Origin of the sequence: Tolypothrix sp. VBCCA 56010 (assembly GCF_050875635.1) — a bacterium.
Taxonomy (GTDB): Bacteria; Cyanobacteriota; Cyanobacteriia; order Cyanobacteriales; family Nostocaceae; genus Hassallia.
This window is the reverse complement of record NZ_JBPAOH010000503.1, coordinates 1-261: the sequence shown is the minus strand read 5'-3', so window position 1 is coordinate 261 and position 261 is coordinate 1. Positions and strand designations below refer to the sequence as shown.

Genomic DNA, 261 nt, shown 5'->3' with positions numbered 1-261 from the left:
AGAAGGTTGCGCGGGGCGGTGGGAAAGCGGCGGGTCTTCCATCCAGCTTCCAGGGCGTTGTCTTTGATGATGGAATTGAAATAGTTGTTGCCAAAGAAATCAAGAAGCGTGTTGAAGGCGGGGTTATCCGTCGATGAGAAATGTTGCCGCTTCCGGCGTTCTTTGTCCTTTAGAACGGCTTTTTTGTAAGCTTCCCTGAAATCTTTCTTTAATTTGAGAAAATTAGTCTCTTTTCTTCTGCTTTTACGTTTTGGCTTTGTC

1 protein-coding gene is annotated in these 261 nt (G+C 45.6%); it reads right to left on the bottom strand.

The genetic code is table 11. The features are described from left to right. On the bottom strand, nucleotides 1-261 hold a 261-nt coding region (locus tag AABK37_RS42135), incomplete at both ends, for a hypothetical protein (RefSeq protein ID WP_432557291.1).